8 protein-coding genes and 3 tRNA genes are annotated in these 22,872 nt (G+C 24.0%); 6 read left to right on the forward strand and 5 right to left on the reverse strand.

What is annotated here, in order from left to right:
- The first annotated feature begins 511 nt into the window (after positions 1-511).
- From GFV14_RS03625 to GFV14_RS03635, 3 genes are all read left to right on the forward strand, one after another.
- Positions 512-588: transfer RNA gene (locus tag GFV14_RS03625), tRNA-Arg, on the forward strand.
- A 67-nt stretch (positions 589-655) separates the two neighbouring features.
- Positions 656-731 (forward strand) — tRNA-His (locus GFV14_RS03630).
- Positions 732-744: 13 nt separating this feature from the next.
- Positions 745-828 (forward strand) — tRNA-Leu (locus GFV14_RS03635).
- Between the two features lie 4,313 nt (positions 829-5,141).
- Here GFV14_RS03635 and uvrD read toward each other — a convergent pair.
- From uvrD to GFV14_RS03660, 5 genes are all read right to left on the reverse strand, one after another.
- The gene (gene uvrD, locus GFV14_RS03640) at positions 5,142-7,301 is read right to left on the reverse strand and encodes a DNA helicase II (protein WP_457914300.1); all 2,160 of its coding nucleotides are present in this window, start codon (positions 7,299-7,301) and stop codon (positions 5,142-5,144) included.
- A 191-nt stretch (positions 7,302-7,492) separates the two neighbouring features.
- Positions 7,493-8,209, reverse strand: coding sequence for a 5-amino-6-(5-phospho-D-ribitylamino)uracil phosphatase YigB (gene yigB / locus GFV14_RS03645; RefSeq protein ID WP_457914301.1), 717 nt, complete (start codon positions 8,207-8,209; stop codon positions 7,493-7,495).
- A gap of 1,430 nt (positions 8,210-9,639) precedes the next feature.
- On the reverse strand, positions 9,640-10,464 hold the full coding sequence (gene dapF, locus GFV14_RS03650) for a diaminopimelate epimerase (RefSeq protein WP_457914302.1): 825 nt from the start codon (positions 10,462-10,464) through the stop codon (positions 9,640-9,642).
- A 2,986-nt stretch (positions 10,465-13,450) separates the two neighbouring features.
- On the reverse strand, positions 13,451-13,765 hold the full coding sequence (locus GFV14_RS03655; protein ID WP_457914303.1) for a class I adenylate cyclase: 315 nt from the start codon (positions 13,763-13,765) through the stop codon (positions 13,451-13,453).
- A 776-nt stretch (positions 13,766-14,541) separates the two neighbouring features.
- Positions 14,542-15,882: a class I adenylate cyclase gene (locus tag GFV14_RS03660; RefSeq protein ID WP_457914304.1), complete on the reverse strand. Its 1,341-nt coding sequence runs from the start codon at positions 15,880-15,882 to the stop codon at positions 14,542-14,544.
- A 700-nt stretch (positions 15,883-16,582) separates the two neighbouring features.
- On the opposite strand from GFV14_RS03660, the gene hemC reads away from it, so the two are divergent.
- From hemC to GFV14_RS03675, 3 genes are all read left to right on the forward strand, one after another.
- Positions 16,583-17,521 carry a hydroxymethylbilane synthase gene (gene hemC / locus GFV14_RS03665; protein ID WP_457914305.1) on the forward strand — a complete coding sequence of 313 codons (939 nt, stop codon included), beginning with the start codon at positions 16,583-16,585 and terminating at the stop codon, positions 17,519-17,521.
- A 2-nt stretch (positions 17,522-17,523) separates the two neighbouring features.
- Positions 17,524-18,276, forward strand: a complete 753-nt coding sequence (locus GFV14_RS03670; RefSeq protein WP_457914306.1) for a uroporphyrinogen-III synthase — start codon at positions 17,524-17,526, stop codon at positions 18,274-18,276.
- A 3,794-nt stretch (positions 18,277-22,070) separates the two neighbouring features.
- On the forward strand, positions 22,071-22,872 hold an 802-nt coding region (locus GFV14_RS03675), incomplete at its 3' end, for an outer membrane beta-barrel protein (protein WP_457914307.1).

Raw genomic sequence — 22,872 nt, forward strand, 5'->3', positions numbered from 1 at the left:
CAATATCTAACAGTTAATATTTAAATACACTGATATAATTTTATAAAAAAACGATATTGCATATAAAAATACTTTAATCATATGTATCCTACACAAAAAAAATCACTAACATACTTAAAAATTGATTAGACAATAATCTTGTATATAAGCAAAAGTTTTAAAATCTTATATACTCAATAATTTTTTAATTAGAAAACAATTACATAAATATCCTATATGTAATATCCTAATTTTAGGTTAACTATTTTAAATCAGTTAAAATATTCTTAATCTAAAACAATTAGAAGAATAGTTAAACATTACAATTTAATTTTAAATCTAAAATTTCTTTTTTTGTTTTTAATACAAAAGACTGTATAGCTACATTATATATATTTTCTTTAATAATGTAGTTATAAAAAATACCTACTCCCTGCATCAGGAAAGTTAAAAAAAATACGTAATTAATATATTAATGAAAAACTAGACAGAAGGTAATTAAATCAGTAATATCTATACTCACAGGCGCTACGCGCCCGTAGCTCAGTCGGATAGAGCGTTGCCCTCCGAAGGCAGAAGTCTCAGGTTCAAATCCTGTCGGGCGCACCATTAAACGGTATGTTTAATTATATAAATTCATATAATAATATAAATTACTTCTGAAAGTAGTTTTATGGTGGCTATAGCTCAGTTGGTAGAGTCCTGGATTGTGATTCCAGTTGTCGTGGGTTCGAACCCCATTAGCCACCCCAGTTTTGTGATGTCGCGATTGTGGCGGAATTGGTAGACGCGCTAGCTTCAGGTGTTAGTATCCTTAAGGATGTGGGGGTTCAATTCCCCCTTTTCGCATTAAAGAAAATTTTACAATATTATAAATCAGCGATTCAAGTTACTTGTTTATAAGATTTCAATTCTTGTTATGCAACTGTTCAGTAATTTATTTTTAACATTAATAATTGATTTTTCTATTGAGTGAATCATTTAATTTTGTATTCATTTTTTTATTTATTAAAGCGAGATATTTAAGAATCTTTATTAAAATGATATCAATAATTGTAAAATAGATCTATAATCATTTTATATTTTACAAATATCTAATTTAATTTTATAAATTTTTAATATAACTTTAACTAACCGATCTTAACCGATCTCAGTGTAAATTTAATAAAATATTTTATATAAAAGAAAAATTTTATATTCATAAATTATTAATTTATAATTTAATATATTTAAAAATAAAATATTTTTTTACTAGAGTCTAGTAAATCTTTAAGTATGTTTTAGTTTATATAATTAATTTTAATAAATATTTTATTTTTAAAATGACTAGATAGACTAAAAATCTATAATAACTAGATCTAACTGTAGATTCCGTATTATTTTATTTCTTAACTAAAGAAATAAAATAATCATATATACTTTATTATTAATAAATTCATAAAATTATCATATTATAAAGTAAATAATACTAAAAAAATTAATGTTTTAATAGAAATTAAACTAATATAATATTAAGTAAAATAATATTTTTAAAAAATTATATTTATCGTAATACTGATATTAAATAATATTTTATTATTTATAAATAAGTATTTTTATTATTTTTTGTGATAAAATATCTAATAAATAATATATACAAATTATTTAAATTCTAAAAAATAATTTTAATTTAGAATATGTTATTATAAATATATTTATTTTGAATAAATAAAAAAATATTAAACAAGGAATCGTTAATATGATTATATACTATATTAAATTCATTACTTTTTGTTATATAAAGTTAATTATATATTTAAACATAAAATTATTATAGATTTTTTCTGCAAAATTTTAATTTTATAAAACTGTTTATTTATGATAATAATTAAAATCTATTTTCATTAAACTTTATAATAAAGTGTATTCAATATAATCAAACTTCTATAATTTTTTTATAAAACACATATATTTATAAAATAGTCAAAATTAACGTAGTTAATACTAAAAAATGATTTATAATGATAACAACTGTAAAATTATCTTTCAATCAAGTAAATTTTTATTTTAAATTATGCGTTTATCAATTTATACGTCACATACTATATAACATTAATATTTTTATTTTATAAAATTATTATATCAAATGAGTATGTGAATTATTTTTATATAAATATAAAATTTAATTTTAATATATTTTCTTTAAATTATTAATATGAAATTTAAAATAATTATTTTAATAATTTATAATTAAAATTACAATATATATTATTAAAACAATCTAAAATAAATAGTATTAACAAAACTTATATTAAAATTCTAAATATTTTTAAATGATAGGCATAATTATACATACTATATAAATATATTATTAAATAGAAAATATTTCTTAAAAATCAGGTAAGAATTTATTTTTTATATATAGAATATATATTATTTTAATTATTGAATTATAATAAATAAACAAAATGTAATTTAGATTCTCGAAAGAAATTTACTAAAAATAAAAAATTAATAGTACAGATTGATATCATGCTAAAATATACCTAAATAAACTATTAAAATTATTCATCACGATAAGATCTCTTTACACAAACTAAAAAATCTATTATTATACTTTTATTAAAAATTTCCTAATTATTGATATTTTATCAATAATTAGATGCTATATATAATAATAGAAGAAATTTATTTTTAAAATTTTTCGATATGAAAATATTATTACCGGATATTTCGTAACGGATATTTCGTAAAATTTCTTATAATATTATTAATATAACTAATTTAGTGTTCTTTATATTATATTATTTATCAATAATATTATATTGAATTAAAAAATTTTAATGTAAATATTATCATTATCTTAGATAGATAATAGACGTTAAGATATTACACTAACATGTAATGATAAAAAATAAAATAAACACCGATAATTATTTTTATTCAAAAAATTATATATAATAATATACAATATTCAATTCATCAATATAATTGATATAGAATGTAAAATTATAGAATAGTATTCTATAAATTTAAAAACTTTTATTTTTCATTTATCTATAAATATAAAAATTTCATACTAAATTAATTTGTTTAATTTTAATTATGATAATATTTTTTGTTTATATAAATATTATAAAATACTAAAATTAACACATCTAAATTTTATATTTTACTTTTAACCGTATAAACTTATAAAATACAGTAATTGGTTTTTGTATATATTTTATAGATAATATAGTTTAATTTTTTAAAAAATTATATCTAAGCACACAGATGATTTTTTATATTATTAAAAATTTATTTTAAATATTTAGCATAACAATTATAATAATATATTGTATAAAGTACATAGTTTACAATATTAATTTTTAACTCACTACTTTTAATTATTTTAAAATATTTTTAATATATTAATTTAATTGATATTTAAAAGAATTGTAATTAAATATATTTAAGATATTATGTATTTAATATTGAATTAAAATAATAATCATTTAAAATTATTTATCTATTTTAATAAATAAAAAAATTTTAATAGAAATTTACTCTTCAAATTAACTACAAATATTTTATTATTTTCACTTTCATCGAAAAAAATTTCTATAAAATATACTACCTAAAAAATGTGAAATAGTACAATACAAATTTATTTAAATTATGAGATAATCATCATTATCTATTTGTATCACTTATATTTTAGCTATGTTGTCTTAATAAAAATAGTTAAGTAAAAATTAAAAAATATTTCCTACTTTTTTAATAATTGAAAGATTTTAAACTAAAAAATTTACAAATCACAAGAAAGAAATACATTTAATGATGTGTTATATAAGTAATACATTCTATCTAAATTAATAGATAGAATTTTTTTAAAATAGAAAATAGTTTCACTAAAGATCATAAATATCAAAAAAAATATTTTTAATTATATTCTAAAATAATTATAAAATATAAATTAAACTTTACAAAATCAGTTTATTATTATCATGTATAAATCAATCAGTGATAATATAATTAATAAACTTTTATATAACCATAATTAAAATATATAATAAAAAAATGATGCATTAACATAAAAATTTTTAAATATTTATGGTTTTTCTGTTAAAATGTAAAAAATAGAGCAGATACTTGAGATCAGCAATCTGATATAAAAAATTTAACTATATAAATGTCAGGTATAGTATGATACAATGGAGTCAAGTATTCTTTGATGCTATTTAATATTATTTATTTTTTATTTCTAGTGAATAAAATTAATAAATATACTATATTAATATAAAAATTAACATCAATCTGTTTTTTTATTTTAAAAACAATATGCGCTAACCACTATCTCTTAATAAAAAAAATCAATAATACTTTCAAATAAAAATTTTACCTTAAAAATCTAACAATGAGATATGAATTAATATATTTATAACATTTACAATATTACTCATTGCAATGAAGATCTGTTATATATAAAATGATTAATATAAACTAATAAATTCCTATTATTACTTGTAAGTAATTTTTTCTTATACTTACTAAAGCTATAATAAGCGTATTTTAAATGTCTAATTTGATACATTCTGTAATGATTACAGTTTTAATTCAAATCATAGTCTTTAAATATACATATTTCTTTTCTTAACATATGTGAATAAATATTCAGAAAAACGCAGTTTTATTATAGTATTTCATAAAACATACAACGATATTCTTGTAAAAATTAAGAAGATGTGCATTTTTAATGAAAAGCAATTTTTATACTATATAATAGTATATAAAATACCTGAGATACGTTAAATTTTCTAAAATATTTTATTTTAATCCATTAGTCACTAACGTTAATGTGTTAAAATATTTATTCACTAATATAATTAAGTGTTTATTCTAAAAAGAACAGATAAAATCATTATATTAAAATAAATTTTATAAATTCTTCACTTATACAATATTATTAAAAATAATTAATAAATTTACATGCTTAATCTACATAATTAAACATCAATTTATCTTCTTTAATCCATCATTATAAATGAATAGATTAAGTCATCTACTACGAATTACAATGTAAAGTAATTATTATTAATAAATATTTTACGTTATAACAATATTAAAATTAAATTGTAAATAAAATAAAAATTAGGTATGTTACTATAGAATGAATGTTCTAATAATTTTAAAATTCATAGTTAAATATCTTGTAAACGTGCATAAGAGGCTACTAGCCATCTCACACCTTCCTTTTGGAACATAATTTTTAAACGATGTTTTTCCCCGCTTCCTTCTAAATCAATAATAGTACCTTCGCCAAATTTAAAATGACGTACACGTTGCCCTAGAACATAAGTAGGATAATTGTGTTTCATTGTCTTTGTAGTTCCGCGATCCTTATAGCTACTTAAAACTATCTCACGCAGGTGAGTTTTTTTAATGCACTCATTTGGAAGTTCAGCAATAAAACGAGACGGATGGTTATAAACTTCTTTACCATACAGTCGACGACTTTCTGTGTAAGTAATGGTTAATTTTTGTATTGCTCGAGTAATTCCAACATAAGCTAAACGACGCTCTTCTTCTAAAAAACCGCTTTCATTTATCGACAGATGACTGGGAAACAAACCCTCTTCCATTCCGATGATAAATACACTTTGAAATTCAAGACCTTTCGCTGAATGCAGTGTCATAAGTTGAACAGCATCTTGATTGATATTAATATTATTTACATTATCTTCTAATACTATATGAGATAAAAACGCCTGTAATGCCATAAAATTCTGATCTTTATTTGGATAACTAAAATCACGAGTTGCATTAACTAATTCTTCTAAATTTTCAATACGTCCCTGGGATTTTTTATTTTTTTCCTGTTCATACATAGTTCGCAAACCAGATTTATTAATAATTTCATTGGTTTGTATATATAATGGCATCGCCCGTGTTTCTCTAGATAATTTATCAATAAGCTGTAAGAAATGTTGAATTGCCTCCGTTCGACCTTTCAGGATGTGTTTTCTAAGTAAATATTTGCAACTTTCCCATAATGTCAACTCATGGTCACGGGCTGTTTGACGTACAATATCTAAAGTACGATCACCAATTCCACGTGGTGGTCTATTAATAATTCGTTCAAAAGAAGCGTCATCATCACGATTAATAATTAATTTTAAATAAGATAATGTATCTTTAATCTCTTGACGTTCAAAAAATCTCTGTCCTCCGTAAATATGGTATGGCAGCGCACTTTGAATAAGTACTTCTTCTAATATACGTGATTGAGCATTACTACGGTATAACATAGCGCAATCTTGAAGCATTCCACCATTTTTTTTCCACTTTTGTATGCAACTCACAATATAATGTGCTTCATCTAACTCATTAATAGCACAGTGAAGTGAAATAAGTTCACCATCACTGTCTTCCGTCCATAACTCCTTTCCTAATCTGTCACTATTATTAGCAATTAATTCATTTGCAGCTTTTAAAATATTATTAGTTGAGCGGTAATTCTGTTCAAGACGAATAGTTTTCGCACCAGGGAAATCATTTAAAAAACGTTGAATATTTTCAATTTGAGCACCACGCCAACTGTAAATTGACTGATCATCATCACCCACAATCATTACTTTTCCTGTTTCACCTGCTAACATTCGTATCCATGTATACTGGATTCTATTAGTATCTTGAAATTCATCCACTAAAATATTAGTAAAACGTTCACGGTAATGTTGCAATATATCTGGTTTATTTAACCACAACTCATGAGCGCGCAATAAAATTTCAGAAAAATCAACTAATCCAGATCGATCGCAGGATTCTTGATAAACTTCATACAATTTTAACCATGTAATATTAATAGGATGATTATTAGACTCAACATTCTGAGGACGCAAACCTTTATCTTTTTTATTATTTATGTACCACATTCCTTGACGAGGTGACCATTGCTTTTCTTTTAAATTCATCATTTTTAATAAACGACGAATTAATTGATATTGATCATCACTATCAAGGATTTGGAAATATTTTGGCAAATTAGCATCAATATAATGTTGACGTAATAAACGATAAGCTAAACTGTGAAATGTACCGATCCACATATCATCTTGTCTCGAACCAATCAATTTCTTGATACGATTACGCATTTTTTCTGCTGCTTTATTAGTAAAAGTAACAGCCATAATTGAAAATGGAGAGACATATTCAACTGACATCAACCAAGCAATTCTGTGAACTAAAACACGAGTTTTGCCACTTCCTGCACCTGCTAATACTAATAAATTACTTAATGGAGCAGAAACTGCTTCATACTGTTTACTATTGAGTCCTTCAATTAGATCAGAGACGTTCATTTTTACCATAAAAGTTATTATATTATAAGTACTATATTTTATATAAATGTATAATTATACTTTAATCATACTATAAATGATATAAGCATTGAACATATACAATGAACTAAAATAACATAGTTGATTATGATTTCCGAAATTTATATAAAATGAATTCACTTATCAGCTTAAGGTGATACGAATTATTTATTTTATATTAATAATAATAAAGAAGATAATTGAGAAATTTCAACATGTGGTAATAAATAAGTATTTGTTTTTTGAATTAATGTTTTATTATTAAGATTAAACCAGCAGGCTTGCATACCACTATTAATTGCACCTTTAACATCTGTTACTAAATTATCACCAACGTGTAAAATAGCTTGAGGTTCAATATCTAACTTTTTTGCAGCTAATTGGTACATATCACAATAAGGTTTTGAACGACCATCAATACCTGCTTTCAATACGAATTGAAAATAACGAGCCAAACCAAAAACTTCAGGCTGAGCATTTCCATTAGTGATAGCAACTAAAGGTACTTTACCTACAAGTTTCTTAAGAATTTCGTGCGTTGACAAAGGAATGTTAATTTGATTACGCCAATATGTAAAATGCACCATAATATCATCTGCACCTTTTTTAGCATTTTTAGAACTGTACCCATAATGGCCAAACATCGTTTTTGATGATAACCAACGCCAAAGAGTAATATTATGATATATACAAGGCTGTTTTTTCTTGATAATATTTCGAAACATGCTTAGTGTTTCAGTAGTAAAATTACTAAACTGTGGATCATATTCACGAATAAATCGTAGTACTTCTTTTTCTGTTTTATTAATAATAGAATGATTATCATATAATGTATCATCTAAATCAAATGTAACAGCTTTAATGGGAGATAAAGGACGGTAAAAATGCATTAAAGTTTTTTTCCTTTTACTTCTGGTCTCATCTATATTATAAACATTTTTCAGATGCTAAAATTAAAAATGTATAAATTTATGTTTACGATAAATTTTAGTCACTTAAACGTCTTTTTTATATCAAAAATCACTTTTTTTATTTTAAAATATATACTACAAATAAATAACTTTATTTATGTAGTTTTATATTATGATTAAACCTTGTTCGAATTGTTTATTCTTAAACTACTTATGCATGTTATAGTGTGAATGTAGCATTTGTTTATTAAAGTGAATTAAATAAAAACTATATATTGTAAACTTTTCAAGTGATCACATATGATATTGGTATTTTAGTAAATTTCCCTTAATTATACTGAGTATATTTTCATTATTTATATTTTTACTATAAACTTTACTGCATAGATTTTAAATTCTAAATGATATCAATCATCTAATAATAATTAATTATAATACTATTTTTTTATAATATTATTAGTATAATATAATTGTTGATATATTTAATAATTATAACATTAACTATAATATTGTATTAGCATTTACAATTTGAAAAATTTATTGTAAGTGAATGTGTCAATTTATAGCAATGTATACTACTCATTTTAAAAAAAATAACTTGACTAATCTATTTTATCAAAAACGTTTCTTGAGACTGATGTAATGGAAATATAATTACATTTTATAATTCTACAAAACTATACAATAGTATTAAATTCTGTATTTATCAGTATTAGTCTGACTATAATTCTCTATTGTATTTCATTTAGAATTTTAATAACAATAAATTATCTATTATAGTTGATGACAAAGGTAGATCTAAACCTACATAAAATTTATAAATAACAGCATAATCTCATAACTTGTAATTATTCTCTTCTTTTTTTAATCATGTTTACCGTCACAAAATTAATAAAATTGTTATTCCAGACTTTGTATTACAATTAAATATACACATAAAAATTATACTCATATTTATTTTATAAGATAAAATGCATGTTTCTGAATCCTTTAAACATTTAAATTATTCAAACAAACAGATTAAAATATTTTATCAAACTATTTTCCTAAAAAAAATCAAAATAAAATAACATATTTTACAAACCATCCACTATAAAATACTCATTATTAAATACAATTGAATTATCAATTAATATAATATTCTTATTCAACTATTTTACTATAAAACAAACATTCTTCTTAAATTTTTTTAATTTGCTAATATTAACAATACATCATAACTTCAGGAAGCACGTAGCTCTCTGCATAATATAAAAAACTAAAAATGAACGTAATACATATAAATAACAAACACAAAAATCAGATTATTGATTCAATCACTTGACTACTTGATTTTTATTCATTGTATAAATCATGTCTGTATTTCTCTCTACTTTATTTATTTTTACCCTCTTAATAATTATAAAAGATTACAATTGAAGTACCCCGTCATAAACATGAATTGTCGGTCCAGTCATATATAAAGATTTACCTGGACCATTCCAACTAACATCAATTGATCCACCAGGTAAGTCAACTTTAACACGACTCGATAATAATCCTTGATGAATACCAATGGCAACTGCTGCACAAGCCCCGCTTCCACAACTCTTAGTCTCACCTACTCCACGCTCAAAAACACGCAATCGGATATAGTTTATACTAACAATTTCCATAAAACCGATGTTTGCACGTTCAGGAAAACATTCATGCATTTCAAGTATAGGACCTAATTTTTTGACTTCTGCTGTTTGTATATTTTTAACTTGTAGCACACAATGAGGATTACCAAGTGATACAACACCGCACAATATTTTACGTTCTTTTAATTGAATAATATAGTTTTTTTCAATTTTCACTGCCTGAAATGGAACTTTTTTCGGATTAAATTCAGGTATCCCCATTTTTACACATATGTTATTATTTTTATTAACTGTTAATACCAGTTGCCCTGACTGAGTGCTAACTTTAATGCTTTGTTTATTTGTTAGCCCTTTAACACGAACAAAATGTGCAAAACATCGGGCACCATTACCACATTGAGAAACTTCACTACCATCTGAATTAAAAATACGATAATGAAAGTCTACATCAGGATCATAAGGTGCCTCAACTAATAATAGTTGATCAAAACCAACACCTTCATGTCGATCGGCAAGATGACTAATTAATTCAGGTGAAAAATAAACATGCTGTGTCACACCGTCCACTACCATAAAATCATTACCTAAGCTATGCATTTTAGAAAATTGCATATTCCGTTCCATAGTAACGTATAACCTTTTCGTTTAAGAGTGATGTACATGAATCTTTGATCATATTTTTATAGCTTAATATCTCAATTTAACATTTAAATGATATTGTTTTATCTCCAGGAATATAGTAAAGAGGGCCTTTTAACCCACAGTTAGAAAGAGACAACGATAACATCAGAAAAAATAATATAACTATTTTTTTTTCATACATTGCACCTCACGTATAATAAAAGATATTACATTTAACGTCACATAAGTAACATACAGATATCAAAAAATAATTTACTCATATGAAAAAATTTAGTATCGCTATAAACACTCTAACTATTATATCTTAATTAATATAACAATACCTTATAATATAATAAATATGAATACAATGAATTCAATAAAAAGTTACCTGTATATATACTTTAAAAATCAATATTATATATTAACTTAATTATAATCTTATTCGATATTAATAAATAGTATAATTATCACCAATGAATTTACTAAAAATATATTCATATAAATAGTGTTTGACCTGTTTCGTTAATTTCATAAATTAAAATGAATAATATTATAACATATAATTTCAATGAAAATATTAAAATATTAATTTACTCTAAAATGAAAATATAATTAATTAGCTACATTAATTATATTTTCATTAAAAACTTAATATAATTATTATAATAATACAAATATTTTCAAATAAATAACATGTAATGTATGAAACGTTTTAAAAATTATTTATTATTAATATGTTCTACATATATAAAAATCTATATTTAATAATTTGTATTTTATCTGAATCTTTTCATACTTAATTTAAGTAATATATTAATAATTTTAGGAACTAAATCATTTATTAATATCCTGTTAAATTAAATTTAATTATATATTTTATAATAGATCTTTAAATTATTACTTAATTCTATTCAACAGTTTTTAAAAATACCAAAAATTCTCATATGATTTAACGTCATTCTGATAGAGACATATCGTAATTTGTAAAAATTAATATTTAATATTCTTTTTTAAAGATTATGAAAACATTTTTCTTTAATTTATGATAAAACATTACATTAATAATATTATTACTTCTTATTCATTTATATAGTTAATATAAAAATTGTCCTATTAATAAAAGATAATAAATCAATTAACTAAAAACGCTGTAGTAATACTAACAAATTATTACAAATAAATATTAATAAAAGTTACACAATACACTACTGAGTGTTTATTATTATAATTTATTAATATTTCATATTTATATTACAATTTCTACGTTAATATTATAGTATCGCTATAATATCTTGAAAAGCTTCCTACTCACCACACATCATTTTTTATTATTTAGTTAATTATCTATAAAATTCTAACATAGGTATCTAAAAATCTTACTAATTTTATAAAACTAAATATCGTAACGAACGTAGCTGTTTTAAAATAATAATGACATTAAAATCAATTAGTGAAGCATACATGCTCAACTAAGTAGATAATTAAAAATTATATCATTCATATTAAACTCATCACGATAATATGGTGCTATACAAACTTATGTTCTAAATTTTTAATAAGTTTTATTTAAAATATGTAATGTAGTAATTGTCATGGATTACAAGGAATACCTTCATAACTGATATTACATTTTTTATAAAAATTCTTATTTTTATATATTTATTTTAAAAAATTAGATGATAAACTAACCCTGATTTTAATATTATAATATGCAGTGTCTAAATTAAATAATAGAATAAAAAATCCATGTATTTTGTTATTATACTTAAAAATTATTACGCAAACTAAACTTATGAAATTACACTGAATTAATTTTTTATAATTATTTTACTATTAATCCTTTATTATCAACAGTCGCAGTAAAATATAATTTTCATGATGTAGCAATAAAATCTAAAATAGGATGTGATATTTCCGAAATTTTTACATCACATTAAACAATGCATGATTGTAAAATGAAAGTAAAATACATACAAAAGCATCTATCTTAATTTTAATTTAAAGAAGATCACAAAAAACATACACAATTTTGTTATCTTATATTGAATTAAAAATTTAAGAAAAATTATGATATTACTTTATTTCATTTCAGTAAAATTAATAGATTATACACGAAAAATTAAATCTTATTAAATATGTGTGATATATACAACAACGCCAAATTCTAGTATTATACACTACACAAAATATTTACATATTTTAACAATTTTTCTATATTTTAGTAATATTATTTTAGGTACTATAACAAATTTTATAAAAATTAACAGTAAAAAATGATTTTATCATCTTAAAATATAAATTTTATTAGGACGTTTTGTATTCTGCGCTAATTATATTTAATCGAAATATACAGAATGTAAATAAATTTATCAATAAAAATTTATTTATCAAGACTCTATTTACATAAATATAACATGCGTACACTAACAGTGATAGATCATCTGTGTATTGATAATATTTTATTGTTACTATAATTTTATAGAATATATCTTGAAAGGTATTGACATAATATATCTTTTGATGCTAATATAATTTTACTATATTATTGCGTTATTTAGAATTTATATTAATACTTTAATCTGTGATTTTAATAAAAAAGAACAAAATAATGTTAACATATTGAACAATGCTAACATATTCTATTTAATCAACTATTAAAAACTCTTACTTTAATAAAGTAGACTGGATGTCTAATAATTTTATTTTTCAAAATTTAATATCATTATATATGATAATAGTTTTACTAAGAACCAACTCTAATAATTATTTACAATAACCATGCTTAAAGTATAAGAAGTATACATAATACTTGAGGTGAGTCAATGTATATAATAAGTAATGTTATTTTTAAAACCTTTCAGTGATACAACAAAGCTAGTTCTTATTATTTTAGTAAGACAAGAAAGAATAATGTTACTAAAAACCTTGAGCAGGTTCGTAATAATTATAAAACCTTTTATAGCACTCCAATAATTTATACTGTAAGATTCATTGCTTTAAAAACCAAAATCATATACTTCAGCCCAAAAAATAAAATCATTTTCTTTTTACCTTTTAGGTCACAATTTAATAAAATTTTGATAAAGTAAAAATGTATTAAATTAGTGGTGCGTGCAAAATAATCATGCACGGAAGAATAAAAACAGTTCACATCGCCTACGAGGTCTTCTTGCAAACCTCCGCAATGTAGATCAATTTCAATACGATGCGCTTTATTTAATGTATAAATATCAATGCCTACATTATTAGCTGTATTTTTAAAAAATATATATAATACTTTCATTAACATAGTAATCACACCATAAAATTCAATTTTGTATCTAATTTTTTAAGAAAAATATTTAAATGTTCAAAAAATAAGTTCTATCTTTTGTCTTGCAACCAAAGAGCTTGCAAATCACTTAAAGCGCACTAATTACTAGATACATATTGCTTAATACATATTAAAATAAGTTTTATATTTGTGTACAAAGAAATTTTTTGTAAATGTTCGCTAAAACAAGCAACCTAGACTTTTAGGGGAAAAGCGTCTTAATATATTCCACCTGAATAGTTTTCAACGATTCTAACACACAGTATTTATTACTAATAATGCAGCGCTCTTACCTTATGCATACATGAATATACAGAAGATTAACAGTACTGATTAAAAAAGTTGCTTTACCAAAACTGAAAACATTTAATTTTTGAAAAGTAAATATACTATTTTCTTAAAATCAACATCAGTTGGGTCTTATACTGTATTCAGTATAATAACGAAGTAATGAATTTCATAGAAACTAGATGAAGCTTTTCTATTTCTGAAGGTGCATAGTTGAAAAAAAATGTCTTAATATATTTTATATCAGATTAAATAGCGTTTCTCGTAACACCGAAACTAACGAGTATAGTTGTATATTTTAGTTAGCAGCCCGTTAAAATAAAACTAACATACTAATTTATTTAAATAATAATTATATTTAACACTTTATAATCAATAATAATGTCAATTTTAACTACTTGATTATAAAAACCTCAGACACTACGATCAACTTACTTTGACGACAGATAAATAAGTATGAAATATTATTCACTAATATTTGGAGACATTTTCGGGTTAACTAATATCATTTTATCGGGAAAAACTTCAAAAGCTTCATATAACTTACCAGTAAGAACCCCAATATCTTGCGAGCTCGCACTTACACTTAAATTATTACGATGAGTAAAACGAATTAAATCATGATAGCTTCTCATCATTGTATCAAGAAATTCATCATGAGCTGTATGCACTTCTTCGATCTTCCACTGATTGTGTGCATTCAGAATAGCTAAACGCTCAGAATCCCATCCCCATGATTCCACAAACTGATAAAGAATATTTTTACGCCAACATAGACACTCTTTTTTTAGATTCTGAGATGATTTTTCGCAGATTTTTAGATAAAAACAACGGCGAATCAAATCAAGCCGAGTAGTGTCATTAATTTCTATAAGATAACGAGTAATGAATTCTAACATCAAACAATAAGAGTCAAGGCCATAACACACATTCTCACCAGCATGGAGATAATGTTTAAACTCTAAAGCTAAAGTTTTTTTTACTGGATAACGCCATGAATAAGATTCTAATAAGAGACTTTTTAAGACCGATTTATAAGGGGAATCAACACTTTTATATAATTGCCACAAGCTAGCACCAAAATACTCAGCAGCTGATAACTCACCTAATCCACCAAGGTCAAGCCATTCATTTGGTGTTAATACGCCTTGTGTGTATAACATTATAACATACTCATCATAATTCCGCTCCTCTTCTACGGGAACTATTGTCCATAATAATCTTTTGCCCGCCATACGTACTGCTGTACGATAGAACTCATCTAATAATAAAATGTGTTGTGTTGACCCGCAGTCATTTTCACTAACATGTCCACTAGATTTTTGACGAAACCGGTTTTCATCAATTAAAAAAATGTTCATATCAATTCCAAAAGATGTAGCCCAGATTTCAAGCAATGTACATTTGCGTTTCAGAAGATGCTTTTCTTCATTATCTAGCCAGGGAGGGTGACATATCCAAATATCAAGATCAGAAGATTGGCTTTGCCCTACCGATGAAGTACTACCCATGGAGTAAATTCCTGTGATAGGCAATTCACCATTAAATTTCGGTTGGTATGGGAGATATTTTTCAAATTGCGCTAACCAACTTTTTTGAATGCAATCAGGAGTAAAAAAACAAACACCATGAAGGACATTTTCTTCAATATAGCCTGGCATCATTGGATGATGATAATGTAACAATACAGGTAGTAAGTTATAAACCTTACAAAAGGCTTCACTCATAGATGACATACCGCGATCTAACCTCAGTTGATTTATCGCATCAAGTCTTTGTTTTATAGTTTCAATATAGAGATACAAAATACTCCTAGATGAATGAATATAAAAATCTGAGAAGCTCAGAATGTAACAAATTAAAACACACTATAATGTTTTAAGTTTTAACTCACTTAAATAACAAACGATTTTTAAAATATTCAGAACATTTTATTTAATTCTCAAAATATTTTTATATTATTATTTGTGATGTATATATGTCGTTAAGACTATCTGTGATTTTTTTTTAAACATCTTAAAAAACACAATAGTAAGTTTAACACTTTATCAAATAATGGTAAAGAAAATATGCTTTTCTATATAATTTTATATAAATTCATAATAAATTTGATTATATAAAATTTATTATTTAAAATATATAGATTTAATGTTAATGATATATAAAATATACTAATTCTCTCACAACATACTGTTTTCTTTTGTTTCGAATTATATTCTTATTATTTTAAAACTGATACAATACCAATAATAATTTTCACTGAAATAAAAGAAGCCTTTATTTTTAGAATTATAAATTATAAATATTCTTTATTTTAGAATGAACTAGTTTCAATAAATTTTATTACTTATTCTTTCATCCAATAATTGAGAAAAATTTTCTTTTTGAGGAATAATAAATAAAATATAAATTACAAGTTAATATAGAAAAATATACTTCTAAAGTATAAAAATAAGAAATAATTTATCATTAATCTTTAGAAATGTATGCCTGAGAAATAAAGAAATGACATCAAAAAATATCATCCGAATCGCAACACGTAAAAGTCCTTTAGCTATGTGGCAAGCTAATTTTATTAAAAAAAAGTTAGAAAAAATACATACTAATTTGCAAATTGAGCTTATACCAATGGTCACTAAAGGCGATACAATCATTGATATTCCGCTAACTAAAGTGGGAGGCAAAGGTCTCTTTGTTAAAGAACTTGAATTTGCTCTTCTTAAAAATCAAGCAGATATAGCGGTGCACTCAATCAAAGATATACCAGTGCAATTCCCAGAAGGCCTTGGATTAGTGACAATTTGTGAACGAGAAGATCCTCGTGATGCGTTTATTTCTAACCATTTTAGTAGTGTTAATGATCTTCCTTCTGGTAGTGTTATTGGAACATCTAGCTTACGTCGACAATGTCAAATTAGAGAATTACTTCCAGATCTTATTATGCGCGATCTTCGTGGCAATATCGGTACACGCTTATTAAGACTGGACAATGGTGAGTTCGATGCAATTATTTTAGCTGTTGCTGGGCTAAAACGTTTAGGGTTAGAACAGCGCATTTGCACAATATTATCACCGGAACATTCATTACCTTCCGTAGGGCAAGGTGCAATAGGAATAGAGTGCCGTTTAAATGATGAATATACTAGAAACTTTATTACTCAGCTCAATGACAAAAAAACCTCTATTTGTGTTCTCGCTGAACGTGCTATAAATACTCGACTTGAAAGCAACTGCCAAGTCCCAGTTGGAAGTTATGCTACGTGGCATGAAAAACAAATATGGCTACGTGCACTACTCTCTTCACCGGATGGTAGTCAAGTTATTCGCGGAGAACGTCTCTCAGATCCTGAAAAAGCTAATCAAGCAGGAATTTCTCTTGCAGAAGAGTTGCTTAATAAGGGTGGTCGAGAAATTTTAGATATTGTTTATACAAAAAATCCATAAATATGAAAATACTCGTTGTTCGACCTGAACCCGCAGTGTCAGAGCTAATAACCGCTCTTCACACAAAAGGTTTTACAGCATTTGCTTTACCTCTCATTCGTATTGAAAGAAGTAATGAATTAAATGTTCTAAATTCAAAACTAAAACAGCTTAATGAACATGATTTAATATTTTTATTATCAAAAAACGCCGTATGGTATGCGAATTTAATCTTACAACAAGAAGGATTAAACTGGTCAGACAAATTCTACTATTATGGTATAGGTCGCTCGACAAGTAAATATTTTCAAGAAATCACCGGAAAAGTAGCGCGTTGGTCTGAGCATGGCGAAACTAGCGAAACCTTATTAAACCTTCCTGAACTACAGTTTGTTAAAGGTAAACGTGCACTTTTGTTACGAGGTAATGGTGGAAGAGAGTTACTCGCTTCAACTTTAAGGTCACGCGGTGCATACGTTGAGTATTGTGAATGTTATACAAGACATCCAGTTTTCCATGAAAAAATAACATTTAACCAACAGTGGATGCATAGTAATATTACAGATATTGTTATTAGTAGCAGTCAACTATTAACTTTACTAAACGAACTGATCGACGATAACATAAAAGAATGGTGGTTTAACCATCGCTTACTTGTTGTTAGTAAAAGAATTGCAAATCAAGCCTACAAAAATGGCTGGCAAAGAGTTTATGTATCAAATAGTGCAGATAATCATTCTTTATTAGAAGCGCTACTGTCTACTGAAATGAAATAGTAATTTATGATACACCAAAGTTATCTTATAAAATATTGTGATAATAAAAAATAGGTATAATATCTTAAATATTTACAAACTCAATAATTTTCAAAACAAAATTTTATTATAAATTAAAAATATCATCATAATTGCTATTATTACTATTATAATTGATAACATCTACTATTTAATATAAAAACTTAATACATATTTATCAAATAAATATAGCGAGTTTATAAATAAACTAGTTAACTTATGCAATAGAAAAACATAATAACAAAATTCATTTACATTAATAATCTATTAATATAAATTATATTATATATGACTAATATCACATTTAATAAATTTAAGATATAAAATAATAAGACAGTGTACTCTATATCATTGCTCTACTTAAGTAGTAATCTGCTAAATATAAGCACACTGTATGGTGAAAGTAACAAGAAAACATTTGAATGATTATAATTAAGTTACTGCATAATAATTTTCATAAAAATATTCTTTATTATTATGAATAAATAACTCTTTAATTAACTCAATATCTATAAATTTATTAAGAATAATAGAAAGAATTTATCTTATATTAATTAAATCAACTATTTAAGTATCGTTATTTATTTCAATAAAATAAACAATTAAGTTATCATTACCTATTTCATGCTTAATCATCATACTCATAAAATTGCAATAATAAATTATACAATGAGTACTTCTGTTTGAAATGCTCATTGTGGAATTTAAAAACATCAATTCTGGACTGTAATCATTATCTATCCTTCTGATACTGCTGAATTATATTTAACTGCATCAAATTAAGAGAGATGTATTCAGAAAATATCTTTTTTTAGATCTCTGAATGTTTTGAGTAAGCCACCTCTTAGTATTAAATAAAGTTATAGATAAATTACTAAAATTAATTATAACTGAAGTTCTTATATGATGTATATAAATCTCATTAACCAAAAAACTAAAAAGCGGAATTAAGCAAACAAATTTAAAATCAATTTCAGTATGAAAAAATATAATTTATTATGATATTAAAGTTTTCATTATGTTATCATTAAAAAATTTAAAAAATGCTTAGTAGCAGAAACCAAGATAGAATTTTATTCGGAATAAATAATTATAATATTTTCAGTATAAAAGATTAGCCCTGTATTTTATTGTATTGTAGTTTATCTTTCTAGATTAACTTATATTATTTCCGTTTTATTACCAATAACTTAATATATTCAATTTAAATCATTTGATATAAATTCTATAAAAATCAGTTACATGTAATAGTTTAATAAACCTCAGTGATAATAAGTACATTAAATGTATATCATATTATTTTTATTTAAATACATTGTATTATCTGATAACATCAATTTTTAATTCATATTTTTAATTAATATAAATAAAGCAGTTTAACGATAGTAATGTGATATATGAATTTATATCAACACTAAGTGATTTTCTCTAATAACCTAATAACACAAGTTCTCTTGTATTAGATTATAAAAGATATTTTGCCGTTTTCTTAAAAAGAAAATTTTAGTTTATATAATTCAGTTGTATTTTGAATAAATTTTTTAAAAATTTATTTTATTACCTAACTTCAAAACTTAATAAAGTTAATAGCTATTAAAATTATTTTATATTTTAATTTTTAATAAGGTTTTTTCTTGATTTGTTAATTATTTAACATGTATAATTTTATTAACACTTTATACCATACTAATCTCAAACAAGATTAAAAATAATTTCAGTCAATACAACTAACTAACTTTATTCTCTAACATCAATATCTCTATACAACACAAATCCCATTTCAAGATGCAAGTAGATATTACATTAAATATTGCATTTACTAACATTTTAAATAACTTAAACTCTACTAAGAATTGTATTGCATATATTGTGACATCCTAACGCTATTAGATATTGTTATCACTGAATCATTAAGAAAAAATATTTTTTTAGAACTAAATAGTGTATAATTTTATCACGAAAACTGATTTGTACTATTTATTTTAAAATGATTTTACAATAACTAAAGCGCTAATATGAAATTAAAAAATAGATAGTCATATCAATCTAGTTACGCTACACAACTGCAGAATATAATAATATTTTTCTTCTAAATAAAATACCATAGCACGTAATTCATTTTATTTTTTGATTTAATACTAAAATATCAGTATATCTCATTATTGCTTCCAAACTCAAAAAACATTGAGTATCAAAATAAATATTTCAAGAGATTAAATAATCTAACCGCCTCTCTGTATACTTTACAACTCAGATCTACTCAAAAATTAAAAAAACTATTTTAACATTTTTAACATAAAATTTTAAAATATATTATTCAGTCATTTACTTTTATTTTTTACAATCATACATTGTTTAAGTCTCACATTACAACCTTAATAAAAATAAGATAATGAACAAATAGTTCAATATATAATCATAATAAACGATATGTGTCATGATTAAACTATACGGATCTTTACAAAAAAATAAGTACTAAGTTCATTTGTAACGGCAAACAATTTCTAAAAATTTTAACTAAAATATTTTCTATTCTGATGAATAAAAGTATCTGAATACCACTATTTCGTAATTAAGCGAATATATCAAATGTAGTAATATAGAAGTAATTTATAATAACATAAGCAATAATTTTTAATACGTAAATAAATAATTAAAAACATAATAAATAAAATAAAATACCACTTAGTAATAGAATTATTATTTTTACAATAAAATTATTATAAAAATACAAAAATAGAGTGAGTAAAATAATACACAGAAACTTGCTGTATCATTATTTTATATCCCATCAGTAAGTCTAAATTATTCAATAACTAATTGAATTATAATATTTTATAATATACAACGTAATAAAATATAAATAGATTTTTATTAGAATTTTACTAAATACAACCAACCTAAAAAAATAAAATTAAAACTAAAACTTTATAAAATAATTAAAAATTATTAGGTATGAATAGAGAAAATTAACCAAACGATTATGGAAGCAACATTTTAAATATGATTTTTTATATTATCGGACACTTAAAACCAGACTTATAATATCATTGAAAAAAACACCTTAAGTAAGATATCATTAATTAATTTGCTAATTGTTACCTTTAATCAAATCAATTCTTCATAATCACCGAAAATTTAGTCACAATACTACATATTATGATAATATTTTTATTTACATAAATTTAATATAAGATATATTATTGATACTTTACGAATAATATTGTAATGTAAATATCAGTTTGTACAATGTGATAATTACTTATTTTTTGAGATATCAACGATACTATTAATTTCTTATTCACTGAGGAGTTTTGCTAAATAATTATTTTAATGATTATAGTACTCAAAAAAAACATAAATATACTCTTAGAATTTAATAACAAGCAAAAAATAATCTATTAATTAATATGAATTACTATATATTAGTGAATATTATTTTTTTTGTAAAATTTTATATTCAGTTATATTTGTTATTAAAAATAAATAAAATATTTAATATCAATGATATAAATCATCATTGAATACTAAATACGTTATATTTATCTTTCCAATTTTGTTGCTACAAATATTTTTATAACGATTTTTACTTACTTTACTTGTATCTTTTTAAGTTCGTTGTAGACTTAGACTTGTTATGGTAATGACATATTTTTATTTTTATGTATTTATTTAGAATAATGTCAACGAAACCTAGCAAGTATTTTAAACCAATGGCTAATAATCAGGCTTATTGAAGCCATGCCTATATTGGATGATAACGAGGCGTAAAAAAAATGAAAAAGACAGCTATCGCAGTGGTAGTGACAGCTTTCGCAGCTATTGCGCAGGCAGCTCCAAAAGACAATACTTGGTATACTGGTGGTAAGTTGAGTTGGGCTCATTATGAAAACACTCACTTCATTCCACTTGATCGTAACGCTCAATGTTTAGGTAACAGCACTAAACGTAATACTGTAGGCGTTGGTGCGTACGCAGGTTACCAATACAATCAATATATGGGTTTTGAACTCAATTATGATTGGTTTGGTAAAATGAAATATAACGGTTCTAACAATAATGGACATCTGACCTCTATGGGTATTGCTCTAACCGGTAAAGTAAGTTATCCAGTAATAAATAATGTAGATGTTTATACTCGTTTTGGCGGTATGGTATGGAATACAAGTGTAGAAGCTAATCAAGCAGGTCAAGTAAAATACAAAAAGAACGATATAGGTGTTTCTCCTGTTTATGCTCTAGGTGTAGAGTATGCTATTAATCCAAGATGGGCAACTCGTTTAGAGTATCAATGGGTTAAAAAAATGGGTGATAATACAGAAAAACTAGGCGTAAATCCTGATAACAACATGCTAAGCATTAATCTTGCATACCGTTTTAACCAAGAAATGAATCACGTTATTGAACCTGCTCAAGCTGTTGAACCGGATCAAGCTGTTGAACCGGATCAAGCTGTTGAACCGGATCAAGCTGTTGAACCGGATCAAGCTGTTGAACCGGATCAAGCTGTTGAACCGGATCAAGCTGTTGAACCGGATCAAGCTGTTGAACCGGATCAAGCTGTTGAACCGGATCAAG

Origin of the sequence: Candidatus Hartigia pinicola (assembly GCA_020541205.1) — a bacterium.
GTDB classification, from domain to species: Bacteria; Pseudomonadota; Gammaproteobacteria; order Enterobacterales; family Enterobacteriaceae; genus Hartigia; species Hartigia pinicola.